Source organism: Bradyrhizobium sp. SK17, from assembly GCF_002831585.1.
Lineage (GTDB): Bacteria > Pseudomonadota > Alphaproteobacteria > Rhizobiales > Xanthobacteraceae > Bradyrhizobium.
Genome location: NZ_CP025113.1, coordinates 2,617,966 through 2,634,526, shown reverse-complemented (window position 1 = coordinate 2,634,526; position 16,561 = coordinate 2,617,966). Strand labels below are relative to the sequence as shown.

Below are 16,561 nucleotides of genomic sequence, written 5' to 3'. Positions count from 1 at the left end.
GCGGTACGTTTTGTAGTGCGCTTTTGTAATGCTCGCAACCCCTGTTCCGCCCGATGTCCAAACCCCTCAAGCTCTGCGTGTTCTGTGGTCAACCTAAGAAGATGACCAGCGAGCATGTGTGGGGCGAATGGACCAAGCGTTACGTCGCGCGCACCGCGAACAAGCACAACCACGCCAATGTCTTTGTTCCGAGACCCGGACAGCCTGAACCGCCCAACGTACGCATCAGGGCAGGAGACCATCTCGACGCGCAGGTCCGCATCGTGTGCTCGGACTGCAACAGCGGCTGGCTCAGTCAGATACAGAATGACGCAAAGGCCGCCTTAATTCCGTTGTTCGAGGGGAAGCCCGTTGTTTTGGACCAAGCTGCCCAACTGGCGGTGGCGACCTGGATCACGATGGCGACTATGACCGGCGAATATCTATCTCAAGACGATGGCCGTATCGCGGTCCCTCAATCGGACAGAACATGGCTTATGGAAAACCGCACGCCGCCTGCCGGTTGGTCCATATGGATCGGCCACTATCCGCGCCAAGCTAACCCCACGCAATGGGTCAAGGCCAGCTTCCCTATCGTTGACGCAGACCAACTGCCGAATAACCTCACCGAAGAACTGCTGCTACCGACGATGCAGACGACCGCGTTCTCTGTCGGGAGCCTTTTTGCCTTTGCGATGAGCTGCCACTTCCCCGAAATACCGAGGGGTTGGGATTGGCGTACCGCGCCCACAGCGCGCAGCCTCCTCAGGCCAATTTGGCCAACGAGCCCCACAGCAACTGACTGGCCTTCGCTCGCCTTGTCGGACAATGATGCAGAGTCGTTTTCAGCGGCAGCGGTGAGATACTTCGAAGATTTTGCAAAACGCAAAGGCTTCTAGCTTCGTTGGTCAGCCACGCTTGCCTTCAACTCTTCTTCGCGAATTGCTTCACCACCTCCCAAATGTCTTGTCCGCTTAACGCGCCAGCGGCAATTACGAACGTAGTGGTAGGGTTGACGCCCGCTACATAGCTGATCGTTGCAGTCACGACCGTAGCAAGTCCCAGGTGAGCGACCACCCGTCCTGCTGTCTTACTGTTCACTTCCATCCAGTCAACGAAGCTGTCTGCCATCGCTCGTGCGCAAACGGCTGCTCTGCGGAAATGTCCCGTCTTTCTCTGAGGAATAGCTTCTTCGCGGCCTGCCTGAAGTTCTGAGGCAACCTCTTCGAGACCTTCCTGTAACGCAGTGAGTGATCGCTTAACCTCCTCATAGCCTGAGTGTGCGCTCGGCTCGTTCGGAATCCTTTCGGAGAGTTTGGCGAGACTTCGCCCAATCTCTCGCGCCGCGTTCCGCACCAATTGTTCAGCTAACTCCGGGGCGGCCTCGAACCGAGAGGTTACTTCAGCTGTGCTTCCTTCCACCCACTGTCTGACAGGTGCATCCGATTGCGGAAGTAAGGGTTCCGACGCCTGACCGCCGAAGGGACCGGTTCCGAAAGGGGCAGTGCCAAACGCACCATCTCCGCTGCGGCGGTTATGGGTCGGCTGGGTCGCGTTGATTGAAGTCATCTGGGTCGAAAGGTCGGCTGCGAGCTGGACCGCCGCCTTTATGCGTTCGTTGACCACTCGGGGTTCTTCAGACCAACGTTCATCCTGAAAGATAAACCGCGCCAATTCCAAATCGATGTTTGACGGCTCTCCAGACAGCCTTGCCTCGTACCATTCAATCCAAACGTCCCATTGTTCGTCTTCCGCGAGAAGCGCGTCTTTTAAGGTAGTCCAGTTCTCCAAGACCCAACTGGGTGGTTGTTCTGGCCAAAGTTTCCAGTTTGCGAGCGTGACGCTGTTAAAGCGTTCGCTTATCAGGGAAGCGTCAGTCTTGACCGCATCGACGGTCACTTCGAAGGCCTCCTTCCCGAAGCTGCCCGCTGCATCAAGGGCGTACCCTATCGTCGTACTGGCACGCGCCGGTATCTCTGAATCTTCGGAAAGGAGGCTCGCAATTGCATAAGCGGCAGCACGCTCCGGAGGAGAAGCCTTTACGTTGCCTAGGCCTACCAGCGCTTCTCTCGCCTTCTCCGAGAGAGCAGCCCTGTGGCTGGGATGGGCCAAAGCTGCCCAACTCGCAGCAACGGCACGAAAGACGCGCAAGATTGACCTGCGTCTCGTCAATCGGCTTCCGCTTGAGCCCCGAGCTAATGAAAGGCCTGGCACTGCTCTCAGCGCCGCACGTGCCGCAATCACCATTGCGACTTCGATGGGTTGCCCGCGCAGCCATCGCTCGCGTTCGTCAGCATTGCTAAGGTCGATGTCGGTATCCGCGATGCCGACTTGAAATGGCACCTCGACTCCCAAGCTCGGTGTTTGGTCGCCTTCAGCAGCCATGTTGATCCTCGCAAGCTGAATCGTCTTGGTAGTGTTCCGGTGCGCCTGTCCTCAGCGCTACGGCGTCTTGGCGGTGCGGGACAGCCTCATAGCGCTCAAGCCTTTCAATCTGATCACCATGGCGCGAGGTTACGCGTCTTTGACATCAACAGGGATGACTTTGCGTGCGAAGAATTGCCCGTTCTTGAGACGATTAAGCCCAGCCATCCTGACTGCCATTTGTAGGCGCCGTTGTATTTTCGGCGGCGCAAATACGTTAGGTCTATCAGTAAGATGCTGAGAGTGCGGGGCAATTCAACTGTAGTGGTACAGTTGGGTGGGCTCGAACCACCGACCTCCTGTTCCACAGACAGGCGCTCTAACCAACTGAGCTACAACTGCATCCTGTCGCACGGCCCCGCGTAAAGGGGGGCGGCGATTTCGGGCGGAAACTAGGTGCAACGCCGCGCTTTGGCAAGGCTTTAACGCGGGCTTTTGCACCAAGGGCCGCTTTGTCTTAACGCGTTTCGATGGCGTGACTCGGGCTCCGCCGGGCGCGAAAACACCAACGCGGCCGTTTCCTCGTCGAAAGCAAAAAGGCCCGGACCGCCAAGGCCCGGGCCCTTCGGCTATCTCGTGCGAGCCGCGATCAGGCGGCCGGCTGCTGGGTGAACTTCGCGGCGCTGGCCTTGATCGGCTCGGCGGTCTCGCTGGCGACCTTCTGGCCGAGCTCGGCCAGTTCCTTGGCCTGCGCGGTGAAGGTCTCGAACTGCTTGCGGGCGTGCGACGTCCACAGCTCCACGGCTTCGGTCGGCGACTTCACGCTGAACAGCTCCTGGGCGAAGTCGAGCGAGGAGGTGGTGTTGGCCTTGAAGAACTCGATCAGCTTGGCCGAATAGGCGGTGGCCCCTTGTTCATCGAGGTGAAAACGGCCTCGACGGTCGAGTTGTGGGTCTCGGCAGCGTCCTTGAACTTGGCGTAGCTGTCGCGGGCCTGCAACACGCCCTTCTCGGCGAATGCGCGGACCTGCTCAGGAACCTCGAACGGGATGATCGAGGCGGAAAACGGATCGGACGGGTTGGTCATACGTGTAATCCTTCGCAACGGGTGAGTAGATGTGACCATTGCGGACGTCCCGGAGCCCATCAGGCCGGGAGCGTTGAAATGGATCACGCTGCCTTGATTCACGGGATTGCCCTTCGTCGGGCGCGCCTAATAAACACCCATATCATGTCAATTTTGTGCAACGCAACGTAAGATCGTGTGCGATGCCATATTTTTTATGTGACGGAATATGGGGTTACCGCGCCCGACCTGGTTTTGGGCTTGCCGCAGCCGGACCAGACGGCCGGTCAGGCCTTCGGCTTGACCGCATCCATCGCGGCGCGGCTGACGGCCTGGCCCATTTCGCTGGCCTGCTCGGCGAGCGAGCGCATCTGGCCCTGCACATACTCGCTGTGCAGCCGCATCACCTCGGTGAGGTCCTTGGCCTTGAGCAGCGACTGGGCATAGTCCAGCGAGGACTGCACGTTCTTTTCCGCATAGGACAGCGCCTTGGCGGACAGATCCTTGGCGCCGGCGCGCATCGTGGCGTTGCGCTCCTCGATCTTGCCGGCGGTGTCCCGCGCATTGGTCACGAACTGCTCGAACGCCTTGCGCGCCTGGTCGAAGCTCGCCTCCGCCATCGACCGCATGTCCTTGGGGATTTCAAACTTGGGGATCTCGAATTGGTCACGCCCGTTGTCGCTCATGGTCGTCCTCCCTCGCCTGGTGATCGGCCCGCCGGTTGGCCCGGTGGGCGCACGGCAGGATATATCGGGATACTGCGATCGCAGCTGTGACGCGGTGCCATTTGGTTCCGCATCATGCTGTCGCAGCGGGTTATCCCTGACAACGCCAAACGGCTGTGGATCGTTCAGCCAAGTTAACGTTATCCAGCCTTTGGCGGGGGCAGCCTCGCCGCGGACATGGACCTGCCGGCCCCTGCTTGCGATACTAACCTTCTGTTAAGGCTGTCGTCCTGTGGCCGCCGGTCCCGTCGGCGAAGCGAGGAAGAAAGCCAAACCCATGCGGTCAAATCTTGCGCGATGAGTGACGCGGAATTCCAGATCCAGGCGCTCGGCGATGTCAGGCTGGCGGACCATGCGACAGGCGTCCAGCCGGCATGGCTATGGTCGGCCGATGGCGCGCGGATCATCTGGGCCAACCCGGTCGGCGCGCAGGTATTCGGTGCCGCGAACGGCGCTGAACTGGCCAAGCACGTCTTCGGTCCGGCCGATCCGCACCGCCGCCAGGTCGCCCGCCTCGGTCCCAGCCTCGGCGCCAACGGTGCGATCCGCCTGGAGCGGCTGCGTGGATTCGGCGCGGCCGCCGGCGTGCTCGCGACCTGTGGCTGCCGGCGCATCGACCTGCCGGACGGCAGCCATGGCATCCTGATTTCGACGCTCAACGCCGGCGGCCGGGTCATGCCGCTCGCCGAGCGCCTGCAACGGTTGATCCAGGGCCCGCCGCGTCCCGCCGCCGCCTTCACCGCCGACGGATTGTTGGTCGCAACCAACGAGGCGGCGCGGTCGCTGCCCGGCCTGCACGATCTCGGCGAAGCCGGTCTCGATGCCGCCCGTGACGAGGCGCTGACGCAGGGCCGCGCCGCGGCCGACGTCGCGATCGGCCGCGTCGTGTTGCAGCGGATCGGCCACGGCGCCGATCGCGCGCTGGTGGCGCTGATCAGGCCGGCCCCGCATCTCGCGGCCAGACCGGCAGCGCCGGTCATGCCCGAGCCCGTCGCGCCGCAGCCCATGACAACGGAGTCGCCGGTGCACGCGGCCGAGCCGCCAGAAGCGGCAACCGTGGAGCCGGCACCTCGCGCCGTCGAGCCAGCCGTCACGCATCACGAAACCCCCGCGCCGATCAGTGAAGCACCGGCCAGCTTCACGCTGTTCGATGCGCTGGATCCGGCACCGGAAGCCGTCGCAACCGAGCCGGCCGGCAGCGCGATGGAATCCGAACCTGCGAGCGTTCCGCCAACTCTTGCGACAGCAGGACACGCCCACGTCGAGACCGCGCCGCGCGACGAAACGCCCGACGAAATTTCCGCCATCGAAGAGCCGCTGTCGGACGCGCTGATCGAAACGCCTGCCGAAGCGCAGACACGACAGCCCGCGGACATTGCTCTCCCCCTCGCGCCGACACCACAGCCGCACATCGAAGCCACATCCGTCGACACAACGCCTCACCACACATCCGGCGAGAACCCCGCCATCGAGGAGCCGCTGTCGGAAGCGCTGCTCGACGCGCCAGCCGAAACGCTGGTGCAGCCGCTGTCGCACGAGCCTCCACCCGATCTCCAGCAGACGGCGAGCGCGCCGGCTCCGGAGCCATCAGCGCCGCCGCCCGATCCCGTCCCCTCGCCCTATGCGAACGCGGATACGCCCGCGGCGACCGCCGAGCCGGAGCTGGCAACGCCGCCGCCGGCGAAGTCGCCGTCCTGGCTCGACGAGCCGTTGCCGGTGCGGCGGCATCCGCTGCGCTTCATGTGGCAGATGGACCATGAGGGGCGCTTCTCGCTCGGCTCCGACGAGTTCACCCGCCTGATCGGACTGCACACCGCGGCGGGATTCGGCCGGCTGTGGAGCGACATCGCCGAGAGTTTTGGCCTCGACCCCGAAGGCCATGTGATGCGGGCATTCGCCAGTCATGACACATGGAGCGGCGTCACGCTGAACTGGCCGGTCGACGGCGGCGGCCGGCTGCCGGTCGAATTGTCCGGCCTGCCGGTATTCGATCGCAACCGGAATTTCGCCGGCTATCGCGGCTTTGGTGTGTGCCGCGACCTCGACGGGCTTGCGCGACTCGCCGCTTTGCGCCGCTATGAGTTCTTCAGCGGCGCGGTGGCGCCGCGATCGCTGTCGGCCGATGTCGCGCCCGCGCCGCGCACCGATGCGCCACCCGAGCCCGCCGCGCCGCATGACATGGCTCCGCCGCATGCGGAGCCGCCGCCCGATACGACCGCAGCACCTGAGGAATTGAGCGAGCCGACAGCCACAGAGACATCACACCAAGCCGACCCGGATCACGCCGTGGACACGCCCCAGGAAACCGCAGGAGAAGCCAAGGGAGCAGCGCAAGCGGAAGCGCATGAGATAAGTCATGATCCGCCACCGAACGTGGTGCCGTTCCGCCTCGCCGGCGACAGCAGACCGCCGTCGCTGACGCCGGTCGAGAACAACGCCTTCAACGAACTCGCCCGCCAATTGTCCGCCCGGCTCGAGAGCGAGGCCGGCATCACCACGACAAACAATCAGCGCACCGCGGCGGAGCCGGTTGTCGACGACCCCGCTTTGCCCGAACCGCCGCCAGCGCAAGAACCGGCGCCAGTGGCAGAGACCGCCCCGCGTCAGGAAACCGTCGCGCAACAGCCGCCGCCGGCCGACCTGCCAAAGGCCAACTGGCTGATACAACCCGAGCCCGCGCCCCGCGCGGACGCGCGGCGCGACCGTGCGCTGCTCGATCTCCTGCCGGTCGGCATCCTGATCTACCGGTTGGACCGCCTGCTCTACGCCAACCACGCCTTCCTCGCGCGCATGGGCTACGACAGCCTGCACGCGCTGGAGGCCGCCGGTGGACTGGACGCGCTCTACGTCGAGCCCGGCGTCTCGCAGGCGAGCAGCACCTCGGGCACCGGCACGCCGGTCACCATCTCGGCAAACCAGCACGCGGAGCATGGCGCGCAAGCGGTATCCGCCGACGCCCGGCTGCACACCATCACATGGGACGATGAGTCCGCGCTGGCGTTGATCTTCTCGCGCACGCTCGAGGAAGACACCGCGGTCGCCGCCGCGCTGTCCGATCCGGCGCCGGCCGCAATCGCGGAGCCCGTGCTCGCGCCACCGCCGCCGCAAGCCGGCCACGCCGACGCAGAAGAACTTGGCGCGATCCTCGACACCGCAGCCGAAGGCATCATCATGTTCGATGCCCAGGGCAACATCCATTCCTGCAACCGCAGCGCCGAGGCGCTGTTCGGCTATGACGGCGGCGCCTTCATCACCCACAATCTCGCCGATTTGTTCGCGCCGGAGAGCCAGCACGGCATCTTCGACTATCTCGCGAGTGTGAAATCGTCCGGCGTGGCGAGCCTGCTCGATCATGGCCGCGAGACGCTCGGCCGGGTCCGCCAGGGCGGCATCATCCCGCTGTCGGTGACGATGGGCCGCACCCGCGCCGACGGGCCGAACTTCTTCGCGGTGTTCCGCGATCTGTCGCAGACCAAGAAGAGCGAGGGCGAAGTGCGCGAAGCGCGGCGGCTCGCCGAACGCGCCGCCAATGCCAAGACCGACATGCTGGCGCGGATCAGCCACGAGCTGCGCACGCCGCTCAACGCCATCATCGGCTTTGCCGAGGTGATGATCTCGGAGCGCTTCGGCACGCTCGGCAACGAACGCTACGTCGAATACATGAAGGACATCCGCGCCTCCGGCGAGCGGGTGATCGCGATCGTCAACGACCTGCTGGATCTTTCGCGGATCGAGACCGGCAAGCTCGACCTCGCCTTCACCAGCCAGAACCTCAACGAGATGGTGGAGAGCTGCGTCGCGGTGATGCAGCCGCAGGCCAACCGCGAGCGCATCATCATCCGCACCTCGCTCGCGCACACGCTGCCGCCTGTCGTCGCCGACGCCCGCGCGCTGCGCCAGATCACGCTGAACCTGATCGGCAGCTCGATCCATCTCGCCAATGCCGGCGGCCAGGTGATCGTCTCGACCGCGCTGTCGGATTTCGGCGAGGTGATGCTGCGGGTGCGCGACACCGGGCAGAGCCTCAACGACAACGAGGTAGCCGCCGCGCTGGAGCCGTTCCGCGCGCCGACACCCTCCGACCAGGCGGGTTCCGGCGGCGTCAGCCTGTCACTGACCAAGGCGCTGGTCGAAGCCAACCGCGCCAAATTCCAGATCAGGACCGGCGGCCGCACCGGCACGCTGATCGAGGTGACCTTCGCTCACGCCGCTGCGCGGGCGTGAGAAATACGCCATACGACGTTCCTCGTAAGGGTCGCACTGACGGAAGGGCTCCCTCCCCCTTGCGGGGGAGGGTTAGGGAGAGGGGTAGCCACACGGCACGCGCTCTCCGTTCAACAATGCTTCAGCGCCCGCGGCGCATGATTGCGAACGCCAAACCTACGACAGTCATCTCGCCCGGGGCGTACCCCTCTCCCCCAACCCTCCCCCGCAAGGGGGGAGGGAGCCGAAGAGGGTGCTCACCTCACGTACACTTGCCGACGCGCCACACCTTAGGGCTGCTTGATCTCCACCGTCTGGCGCTTGCCGGCGGCGATCGAGAATGGCTTCTCTGACGTCTGGCCATCGGCATAGGTGGCGACCGCGACGTAGTCGCCGGCGTTGAGCGCGACGTTGTAGGTCGCCTCATAGTTCACCGCGACGCGCTTGCGCTCGTCATTGAGGTCGCGCTCGGCGCTGTAGATGTCGATCTGCTGGGCGCTCTCGGCCTTGATCCCGACCACGCCGGCGTTGAGATTGACCGTGACGCGGGTCGGCGCGCCGGACTTCACCTCAGTGCTCGCGGTGCCCCTGGCCTCGCCGACCGTCACCTTCACCTCGTAGCTGCCGCCGGGCAGATCGAACTTCGATTCCGGATCGTATTCCTGCGCGACCCTCTCGCCCTCGTCGCCGTCGGGCTTCGCGGGCTGGTGGACCGCGACCACGAGGTCCTTCTCGACCTTGGGCCCGCCCTCCGCATAGGTGGTGGTGACGATCAGCTTGCCGACATCGATCGTCATCTGCACGTTGCTGGAATCGCCGGCGGTGACCGTGAACGGCTTGCTGGTCTTGGACTGGCCCTTGGTCAGCGTCAGGGTGTAACCGCCCGCGGCGAGCACGAAGCGCGGCACCGCGTCGTATTCCTGCGCAATCACCTTGCCGCCCTTGTCGGTGACCCGCCAGACCACGTCGTCGACCTTGCCCGCGCCGCCGGCAACGGCGCCTTCGCTGGTGACATAGCCGGCATCGAGGATGACATCGAGCGCAGCCTGCTTGCCCTTCTCGACCTTGAGCGGAAACTCGCGCTTGAGCTGCCGGTAGGTCACCTCGACGATGTAGTCGCCGGGCGCGATGTTGTCGGCGAACGGCGCACCGTAGAAGGTGTTGACATGCGCGCCCTTCTCGTCGCCGGCGCGCTTGAAGGTGCTCCAGTTGACGTCCTCGTCGCTGATCGGATCGAGCCCCTCGGCAAGCCGCGCCACACCGCGGATGTTCTTGCCCAGATAGGGATCGGCGGCCGGCTGCGGCGGCGCCTCGCTCGCGACCTTGGTGCCCTGCGTTGCCGCCACCGCCTTGGTCAGCGCGCCGGTCAGGCTCGATGCGTTGCTGGCATCGAGATAGACGCCGCCGGTGACGCGCGCGATGCATTGCAGCTGGCTCTTCGCGGCGGGATCGGCGACGTCGAGGCCGATGACATGGGCGGTGAAGCCGATGCCGGCCTTCTTGAGTTCGGCGGCGGCCGCGCACGGATCCGGCGCGCAGGTCTCGATGCCGTCGGAGACCAGGATCACATTGGCCTTGTTCTCGGTCGAGTGCAGCGCCTCGGCGGCGGCACGCAGCGAATCCGAGATCGGCGTCTTGCCCTTCGGGTTGATGCCGTCGATCGCAGCCTTGACCTTCGCGGCGTCGAACTTGCTGACCGGCACCATCAGCTCGATGTCCTTGCAGTCGCCCTTCGAGCGATGGCCGTAGACCATCACGCCGAGACGATCGGCGGGATTCCATTTCGACAGGATGGCATCGACCGCCTGCCTGGCTGCGGAGATCTTGCTCTGGCCGTCGACCAGGCCCCACATCGAGCCGGAGGCGTCGAGCACGAGGATGGTGTCGGCCCCTTGAGCTTGAGCTTGCCCCTGCGCTTGCGCGCCATGAGGGGACAGCAACGCCAGGCCAAGCGACAGCAGGCCGGCAACGAACGAACGGCGGAAAACCTTGATCACGGATCGGTCCTCGATGATGCAGACAATCGGGAGCAAGGACGGCTGCGGCGGCACGGCGTGTCGAAACATCCCGTGCGCAACCTCAGTCGTCCCCCTGTTTCGGATTTTATTTGGGCGGCCGGATTGCCGGGCTCACGCCATTTCGGCGTGCAAGCAACCGGGCGCCTGAAGGGGGTCCAGATAGCGCAACTCGGCTCCGGACACTTGGACTATGGCGACACGCGTTTGGCCTGACGCGACACGTACATGACAATTGGATGGCGGCGCTGGCCGGGACGACAGCGCCAATGAGGCACAAGCGGACCGCACCATCACCAACCTCGGCTGGGACGTGGCGCGTTGGCCGCCCCGCTCAAATCGCCCGCGCAAATCTGCGAAAGCCGGGCGCGCCGGTCAGCGCCTCGAATGCGGCATCGCGCTTCTCTTCGGCGAAGGCGAAGCCGGCCTTGGCGTAGCAGCGCTCCGCCGCGTCGTTGCCGATCAGGAACGAGATCGATGCCCGCGCGAAACCTGCGGCGTTGCCGTCGGCGAGTGCGCGGCCGATCAGCGCCTGCACCAGACCGCGGCCGTGTTGCGAGGCTTGCCGGGCGACATGCTCGATCAGCCAGTCGCCCTCGCCGCCCTGAACCCAGCAATTGCGGGCGTAGCCGCCGCGCGCAAAGATACTCTCTGCATCCGTGCCGGTCTCCGCCGCGACCTCCTCGATCGCCGCGCGCGCGGCAACCACCGTTCCGGATGCCGGCATCGCGCACAGCGCGGCGGCAGGCTGGCCGTCGACTTCGGCGATCAGGAAGTGGGCCACGTGGTACCATGACCGCACCCGCGCAACGGCGAGCCGCGTCATGAACGCCAGGCATTCGTCCTCCGGACGGTCGAGCGCGATGTCGAACCAGCCGCGTGGCATTGGGCCGCGCTGCGCGGCCAGCACGATGCGGGCGATGAAGGCCGCATCGTCGGAGCGGGCGGGACGGATCGAAGATCGTCCCGCGCCGGTCATGTCAGGTGTTCTTCAGCGCGACGCGGAATTCCGCCTCGGTCTTGGCCTTGACCTCGTCGAGCGTGACGCCGTCGGCGAGCTCGATCAACGCCATGCCGTCCTTGCCGTGCTTGTCGATGGTGAACACCGCAAGGTCGGTCACGACCATGTCGACCACGCGCTCGCCAGTCAGCGGCAAATTGCACTGCTTGAGCAGCTTCGGCCCGTCCTTGGCGGAATGTTCCATCACGACGACGACGCGCTTGACGCCGGCGACGAGGTCCATGGCGCCGCCCATGCCCTTCACCATCTTGCCGGGGATCATCCAGTTGGCGAGGTCGCCGTTCTGCGCCACCTGCATGGCGCCGAGAATCGACAGATCGATATGGCCGCCGCGCACCATGCCGAAGGACTCGGCCGAGGAGAAATAGCTGGTCGAGGGCAGCTCGCTCACGGTCTGCTTGCCGGCGTTGATGAGATCGGCATCGACCTCGTCCTCATAGGGGAACGGGCCCATGCCGAGCATGCCGTTCTCGCTCTGCAAGTTCACGTCGACGCCGTCGGGGATGTAGTTCGAAACCAGCGTCGGGATGCCGATGCCGAGATTGACGTAATAACCGTCGCGCAATTCCTTGGCAGCGCGGGCGGCCATCTGTTCACGGGTCCAGGCCATGAGGCTCTCCTGAAGAAAAGGGTTTTAAGCGGCGGGCCGCGGACGGGTGTTGCGGAACTCGATCCGCTTCTTGGCCGTGCCGACCTCGATGATGCGTTTGACGAAGATGCCGGGGGTGTGAATGTGGTCCGGGTCGATCTCGCCGGCCGGCACCAGGTGCTCGACCTCGGCGACGGTGACCTTCGCGGCGGTCGCCATCATCGGGTTAAAGTTGCGCGCGGTCTTGCGGTAGACCAGATTGCCGGCGGTGTCGCCCTTCCAGGCGTGGACGATGGCGACGTCGGCGAACAGGCCGCGCTCCATGATGTACTTCTCGCCGTCGAACTCCTTCACTTCCTTGCCTTCGGCGATCAGCGTGCCGACGCCCGTTTTTGTGTAGAAGGCCGGAATGCCGGCGCCGCCGGCGCGGATGCGCTCGGCCAGCGTGCCCTGCGGGTTGAACTCGAGCTCGAGCTCGCCGGCGAGATATTGCTGGGCGAACAGCTTGTTCTCGCCGACATAGGACGAGATCATCTTCTTGATCTGGCGCGTCTCCAAGAGCCGGCTGAGGCCGATGCCGTCGACGCCGGCATTGTTGGACACCACCGTCAGGCCCTTGACGCCGGAATCGCGGATCGCGTCCGACAGGGTCTCGGCGATGCCGCAGAGGCCGAAGCCGCCCGACATGATCATGATGTTGTCCTTGAGGAGACCATCGAGTGCCGATTTGGCGTCGGGATAAACTTTGTTCATGCAGCAAATACCTGATGGAGGGCGCGGAACGGCTGTGGCAAAGCGGATTATTAGGCGAAATCTTCGCAATGCGTCAATCACGGCCCCGTGCGACGACAGGCGGCGGCCCGCGGCGGCAACATGGCCTTGAAAGCGTCAAGAAAACCCTTCAAGTTGCGTGGGTTGGCAGGGGCTTCCGGCGAGAACCCGCTGTGTTCGACGACGACCCGACAAACCTCAACCCGACCCGGACATGTCATTGACGATGGCCCAAGGAATTAAGCGCCTGGGGATGCCGATCGCGGCGCTTTTCGGCCTGGTGCTCATCGGCCTGGTCGGAACGTCGTGGTTCCTCAACCGGGACGCGTTGCAGAGCGCGGTGGAGGCGCAGATCCGCGCCGTGACCGGGCTCGAGCTCGTCGTCAACGGCCCGATCGATGTCTCGGTGTTTCCGGGCAGCTACGTCTCCTTCCACAATGTCGGGCTGAAGGGCGCCGATACCATCGATCCGGCGCTGCAAGTCGATGTGCTGACCGCCAATCTCCGCCTGCTGCCACTGTTGCTGCGGCGGTTCGAGATCGCCGACGTCATGATGCTGCGCCCGCATATCCATGTGGTCCGCGACGCCGCCGGCGAGACCAACTGGACACCGTTCGTCGAGACCATCGCCAAGGCGATGACGCCGGGGGCCGAGAACCAGGTGTCGTTCTCGGAAATCCGGATCCAGGACGGCGAGCTGAATTACGAGGACGGCGCCAACCACGTCTCCGAAAAGCTCGGCGACATCGATCTGTCGCTGGCCTGGCCATCGATCTCGCGTTCATTTGCCGCAACCGGCCAGTTCGACTGGCGCGGCGAGCGCGTCGACGGCTCGATCAGCGCCAGCGATTTCGTCGCGCTGCTGTCGGGCGACCGTTCCGGCCTCAAGGCACGGCTCGCCAGCGCGCCGCTGAAGGTTGCGTTCGACGGAACCGTGGCCAACCGCACCAGCCTGATGATGGAAGGCACCGCCACCATGGATAGCCCGTCGCTGCGCAACGCGTTGCGCTGGATGGGACAGGCACCGCCCGGCGGCGGTGGCGGCTTCGGCCGCTTCGCGATGAAGGCCCGCGCCAATGTGGTCGGCGGCTCGGTCGCGCTCACCAATGTCAATGTCGAGCTCGACGGCAATGTCGCCGAGGGCGTGATGACTTACGCCAATAACGGCCGGCAGACGCTGCAAGCGACGCTTGCCGCCGGCAATCTCGATTTCACGCCCTACATCTCGACCTTCCGCCTGCTGGCCAGCGGCCAGCGCGACTGGAACAGGCAGCTGTTCGATCTGTCCTCGCTGTCGTCGACCGATCTCGACATGCGGCTGTCGGCCGCCAAGGTGACGGTCGGCCCGTCCAGGCTCGGCCGCACCGCGTTCGGCGCCAATCTGCGCGGCGGTGCGCTCGCGCTCAGCGTCGGCGAGGCGCAGATGTATGGCGGCATCGCCAGGGGTTCGTTCGCGATCGCGCGCTCCGATGCGGTGGCCGACGTCAGGGCGCAATTCCAGTTCACCGATGTCGATTTGCAGGCTTGCGCCAGCGAATTGTTCGGCATCAACAAGCTGTCCGGCCGCGGCAACCTCAACGTCTCGCTGACCGCCTCCGGCTCGAGCCCGTTCGGGCTCGCGTCGTCGCTCGACGGCACCGCCACGCTGACCGGGCACGACGGCGCGATCGCCGGCTTCAATGTCGAGCAGTTGCTGCGGCGGCTGGAGAAGCGGCCGCTGTCCGGCGGCGGCAATTTCCGCTCCGGCTCGACGCCCTATGACAATCTCAGCATCTCGGTGAAGTTCGCCGACGGCGTTGCCACCGCCGACGACATCCACGTCGAAAGCCCGGCGGCGAAGATCACGCTGACCGGCACCGCCTCGGTGCCGTCGCGCGAATACGACCTCAAGGGCGTCGCCAGCCTGACCTCGGCATCCGCCGGCGGCAACGCGTTCGACCTGCCGTTCGTGATCCAGGGCCCGTGGGACGATCCGCTGATCTTCCCCGATCCGGAGAGCCTGATCCGCCGCTCGCCGGCGTCGGCTCCGCTGCTCGATGCGGTGAAGGATCGCAAGACCCGCGACGCGGTGCGCTCGGTGATCGAGCGCTTCACCGGCGGCGGCGCGCGGCAACCGGCGCCCGATGCCGCGACCGCAGCACCACCCGGCAGCGGAGCGGCGACAGCGGCCGAGAACGCCAAATCGAACTGACCAAGCCGAATTGATCCGATCCATTCACGTTCCGCATCGATGCGCCGGGACTGATCCGCGCGCGCGCCGCGAACCCCTACAGAAGTCGTCGACGCGACACCTTTATCAGGTCACGGCCATGCGCTAGTGTTTTACCCAACCGGTTAAAAAATAAGCCGGCGCCAAGAGGGGAGAACAACGTGAAATCCAAGGTTATCGGTGCGCTATCACTTGCGGTCGCCGCGGTCGGCCTGTTCGCCGCAACGGCACCCGCTCTCGCCCAGAGCAAGACGATCACCGTCTGGTGGGGCAAGGGATTTTACAAATCCGAAGACGACGCGCTGCTCGACACGATCAAGAAATTCGAAGCCAAGACCGGCATCAAGGTCGAACTGTCGCAATATGCGATCCAGGACATGATCCCGAAGACCGTCGCTGCGCTCGATTCCGGCACCGTGCCCGACGTCGCCTATTCCGACACTTACGACGTGCAGGCCCAGGGCAAATGGGCATTCGAGGGCAAGCTCGAAGACCTCTCCGACATCATGCTGCCGATGAAGGACGCGTTCGCGCCGAACACGCTGGAAGCAGCCCTGCTCTACAACGACGTCGCCAAGAAGAAGTCCTATTACGGCTTCCCGCTGAAGCAGCAGAGCATGCACGTCCAGATCTGGGGCGACATGCTGGAGAAGGCCGGCTTCAAGGCCGCCGACATCCCGAACAAGTGGGAGGACTACTGGTCGTTCTGGTGCGACAAGGTGCAGCCGGCGATCCGCAAGGCGACCGGCCAGCGCATCTACGGCGTCGGCCAGCCGATGGGCGTGGAATCCACCGACTCGTTCCAGTCGTTCTACACCTTCATGGACGCCTATCACGTCAAGCTGGTCGACGACGACGGCAAGCTTTTGGTCGACGATCCCAAGGTGCGCGACGGCCTGATCCATGCGCTGAAGGATTACACCGACACCTACATCAAGGGCTGCACGCCGCCCTCGTCCACCACCTGGAAGGACCCCGACAACAACGTCGCCTTCCACAACAAGACGATCGTGATGACGCATAATTTCACGATCTCGATCGCGGCGAAATGGTTCGAGGATTCGACCAACCCGGCGCTGACCGACGCGCAGCGCGCCGCCGGGAAGCAGGCCTATGAGCACGACATCATCACCGCGTCGTTCCCGAAGGCGCCGGACGGCTCGACCATCAAGTACCGCTCCGACGTCAAGACCGGGCTGATCTTCGCCAACGCCAAGAACAAGGCGGAGGGCAAGCAGTTCATCGCCTTCCTGATGCAGGAGGACAATGTGCGGCCCTATGTCGAGGGTGCGCTCGGCCGCTGGTTCCCGGTGACCAAGGCGAGCCAGGCCAGCCCGTTCTGGCAAGCGGACCGGCATCGCAAGGCGGTCTGGAACCAGTTCACCGGCGGCACCGCGCCGTTCGACTTCACCAAGAACTGGAAGTTCACCATCCTGAACAACGAGAACGTCTGGGCCAAGGCCATGAACCGGGTGGTCAGCGAGAAGGTGCCGGTGGATAAGGCCGTCGACGAACTGATCGCCCGCATCAAGCAGGTTGCGGGGTGACGTAAGCGATGGCCGCCTCTGCCGAGACTTGCTCCGCGTCGTCCCGGCGAAGGCCGGGACCCATACGCCGCGG

Annotated in this window: 10 protein-coding genes, 1 tRNA gene and 1 pseudogene; 4 read left to right on the top strand and 8 right to left on the bottom strand. The window is 64.7% G+C overall.

The window, feature by feature from the left end:
- Positions 1–53: 53 nt before the first annotated feature.
- Positions 54–878 carry a hypothetical protein gene (locus CWS35_RS12275; RefSeq protein WP_100952028.1) on the top strand — a complete coding sequence of 275 codons (825 nt, stop codon included), beginning with the start codon at positions 54–56 and terminating at the stop codon, positions 876–878.
- Between the two features lie 25 nt (positions 879–903).
- On the opposite strand, the gene CWS35_RS38960 is transcribed toward CWS35_RS12275, so the two are convergent.
- From CWS35_RS38960 to CWS35_RS12255, 4 genes and pseudogenes are all read right to left on the bottom strand, one after another.
- A complete protein-coding gene (locus CWS35_RS38960) occupies positions 904–2,364 on the bottom strand; it encodes a hypothetical protein (RefSeq protein WP_157817130.1) in 1,461 nt (486 codons plus the stop codon).
- Between the two features lie 304 nt (positions 2,365–2,668).
- A tRNA-His gene (locus CWS35_RS12265) sits at positions 2,669–2,745 on the bottom strand.
- 247 nt (positions 2,746–2,992) lie between these two features.
- Positions 2,993–3,429: pseudogene (locus CWS35_RS12260) on the bottom strand (phasin).
- A 266-nt stretch (positions 3,430–3,695) separates the two neighbouring features.
- On the bottom strand, positions 3,696–4,094 hold the full coding sequence (locus CWS35_RS12255; RefSeq protein WP_024583722.1) for a phasin family protein: 399 nt from the start codon (positions 4,092–4,094) through the stop codon (positions 3,696–3,698).
- Between the two features lie 336 nt (positions 4,095–4,430).
- On the opposite strand from CWS35_RS12255, the gene CWS35_RS12250 reads away from it, so the two are divergent.
- Positions 4,431–8,357 (top strand): histidine kinase dimerization/phospho-acceptor domain-containing protein, encoded by a 3,927-nt coding sequence (locus CWS35_RS12250; protein ID WP_100952026.1) that lies wholly within the window; start codon positions 4,431–4,433, stop codon positions 8,355–8,357.
- Between the two features lie 269 nt (positions 8,358–8,626).
- Here the strand turns inward: CWS35_RS12250 and CWS35_RS12245 are convergent, their stop codons facing one another.
- The 4 genes from CWS35_RS12245 to CWS35_RS12230 form a co-directional block, all read right to left on the bottom strand.
- Positions 8,627–10,333, bottom strand: coding sequence for a VWA domain-containing protein (locus CWS35_RS12245; RefSeq protein WP_157817129.1), 1,707 nt, complete (start codon positions 10,331–10,333; stop codon positions 8,627–8,629).
- A 352-nt stretch (positions 10,334–10,685) separates the two neighbouring features.
- Positions 10,686–11,330, bottom strand: coding sequence for a GNAT family N-acetyltransferase (locus CWS35_RS12240; protein WP_100952024.1), 645 nt, complete (start codon positions 11,328–11,330; stop codon positions 10,686–10,688).
- 1 nt (position 11,331) lies between these two features.
- On the bottom strand, positions 11,332–11,982 hold the full coding sequence (locus CWS35_RS12235; protein ID WP_021078521.1) for a 3-oxoacid CoA-transferase subunit B: 651 nt from the start codon (positions 11,980–11,982) through the stop codon (positions 11,332–11,334).
- A gap of 24 nt (positions 11,983–12,006) precedes the next feature.
- Positions 12,007–12,714 carry a CoA transferase subunit A gene (locus tag CWS35_RS12230; protein ID WP_024583718.1) on the bottom strand — a complete coding sequence of 236 codons (708 nt, stop codon included), beginning with the start codon at positions 12,712–12,714 and terminating at the stop codon, positions 12,007–12,009.
- A 244-nt stretch (positions 12,715–12,958) separates the two neighbouring features.
- Here CWS35_RS12230 and CWS35_RS12225 point away from each other — a divergent pair, with 244 nt between their 5' ends.
- Both CWS35_RS12225 and CWS35_RS12220 read left to right on the top strand, forming a co-directional pair.
- Entirely contained in the window at positions 12,959–14,923 is a 1,965-nt protein-coding gene (locus CWS35_RS12225) for an AsmA family protein (protein WP_245438946.1), read from the top strand.
- A gap of 179 nt (positions 14,924–15,102) precedes the next feature.
- Positions 15,103–16,488, top strand: a complete 1,386-nt coding sequence (locus CWS35_RS12220; protein ID WP_100952022.1) for an ABC transporter substrate-binding protein — start codon at positions 15,103–15,105, stop codon at positions 16,486–16,488.
- Positions 16,489–16,561: the final 73 nt, after the last annotated feature.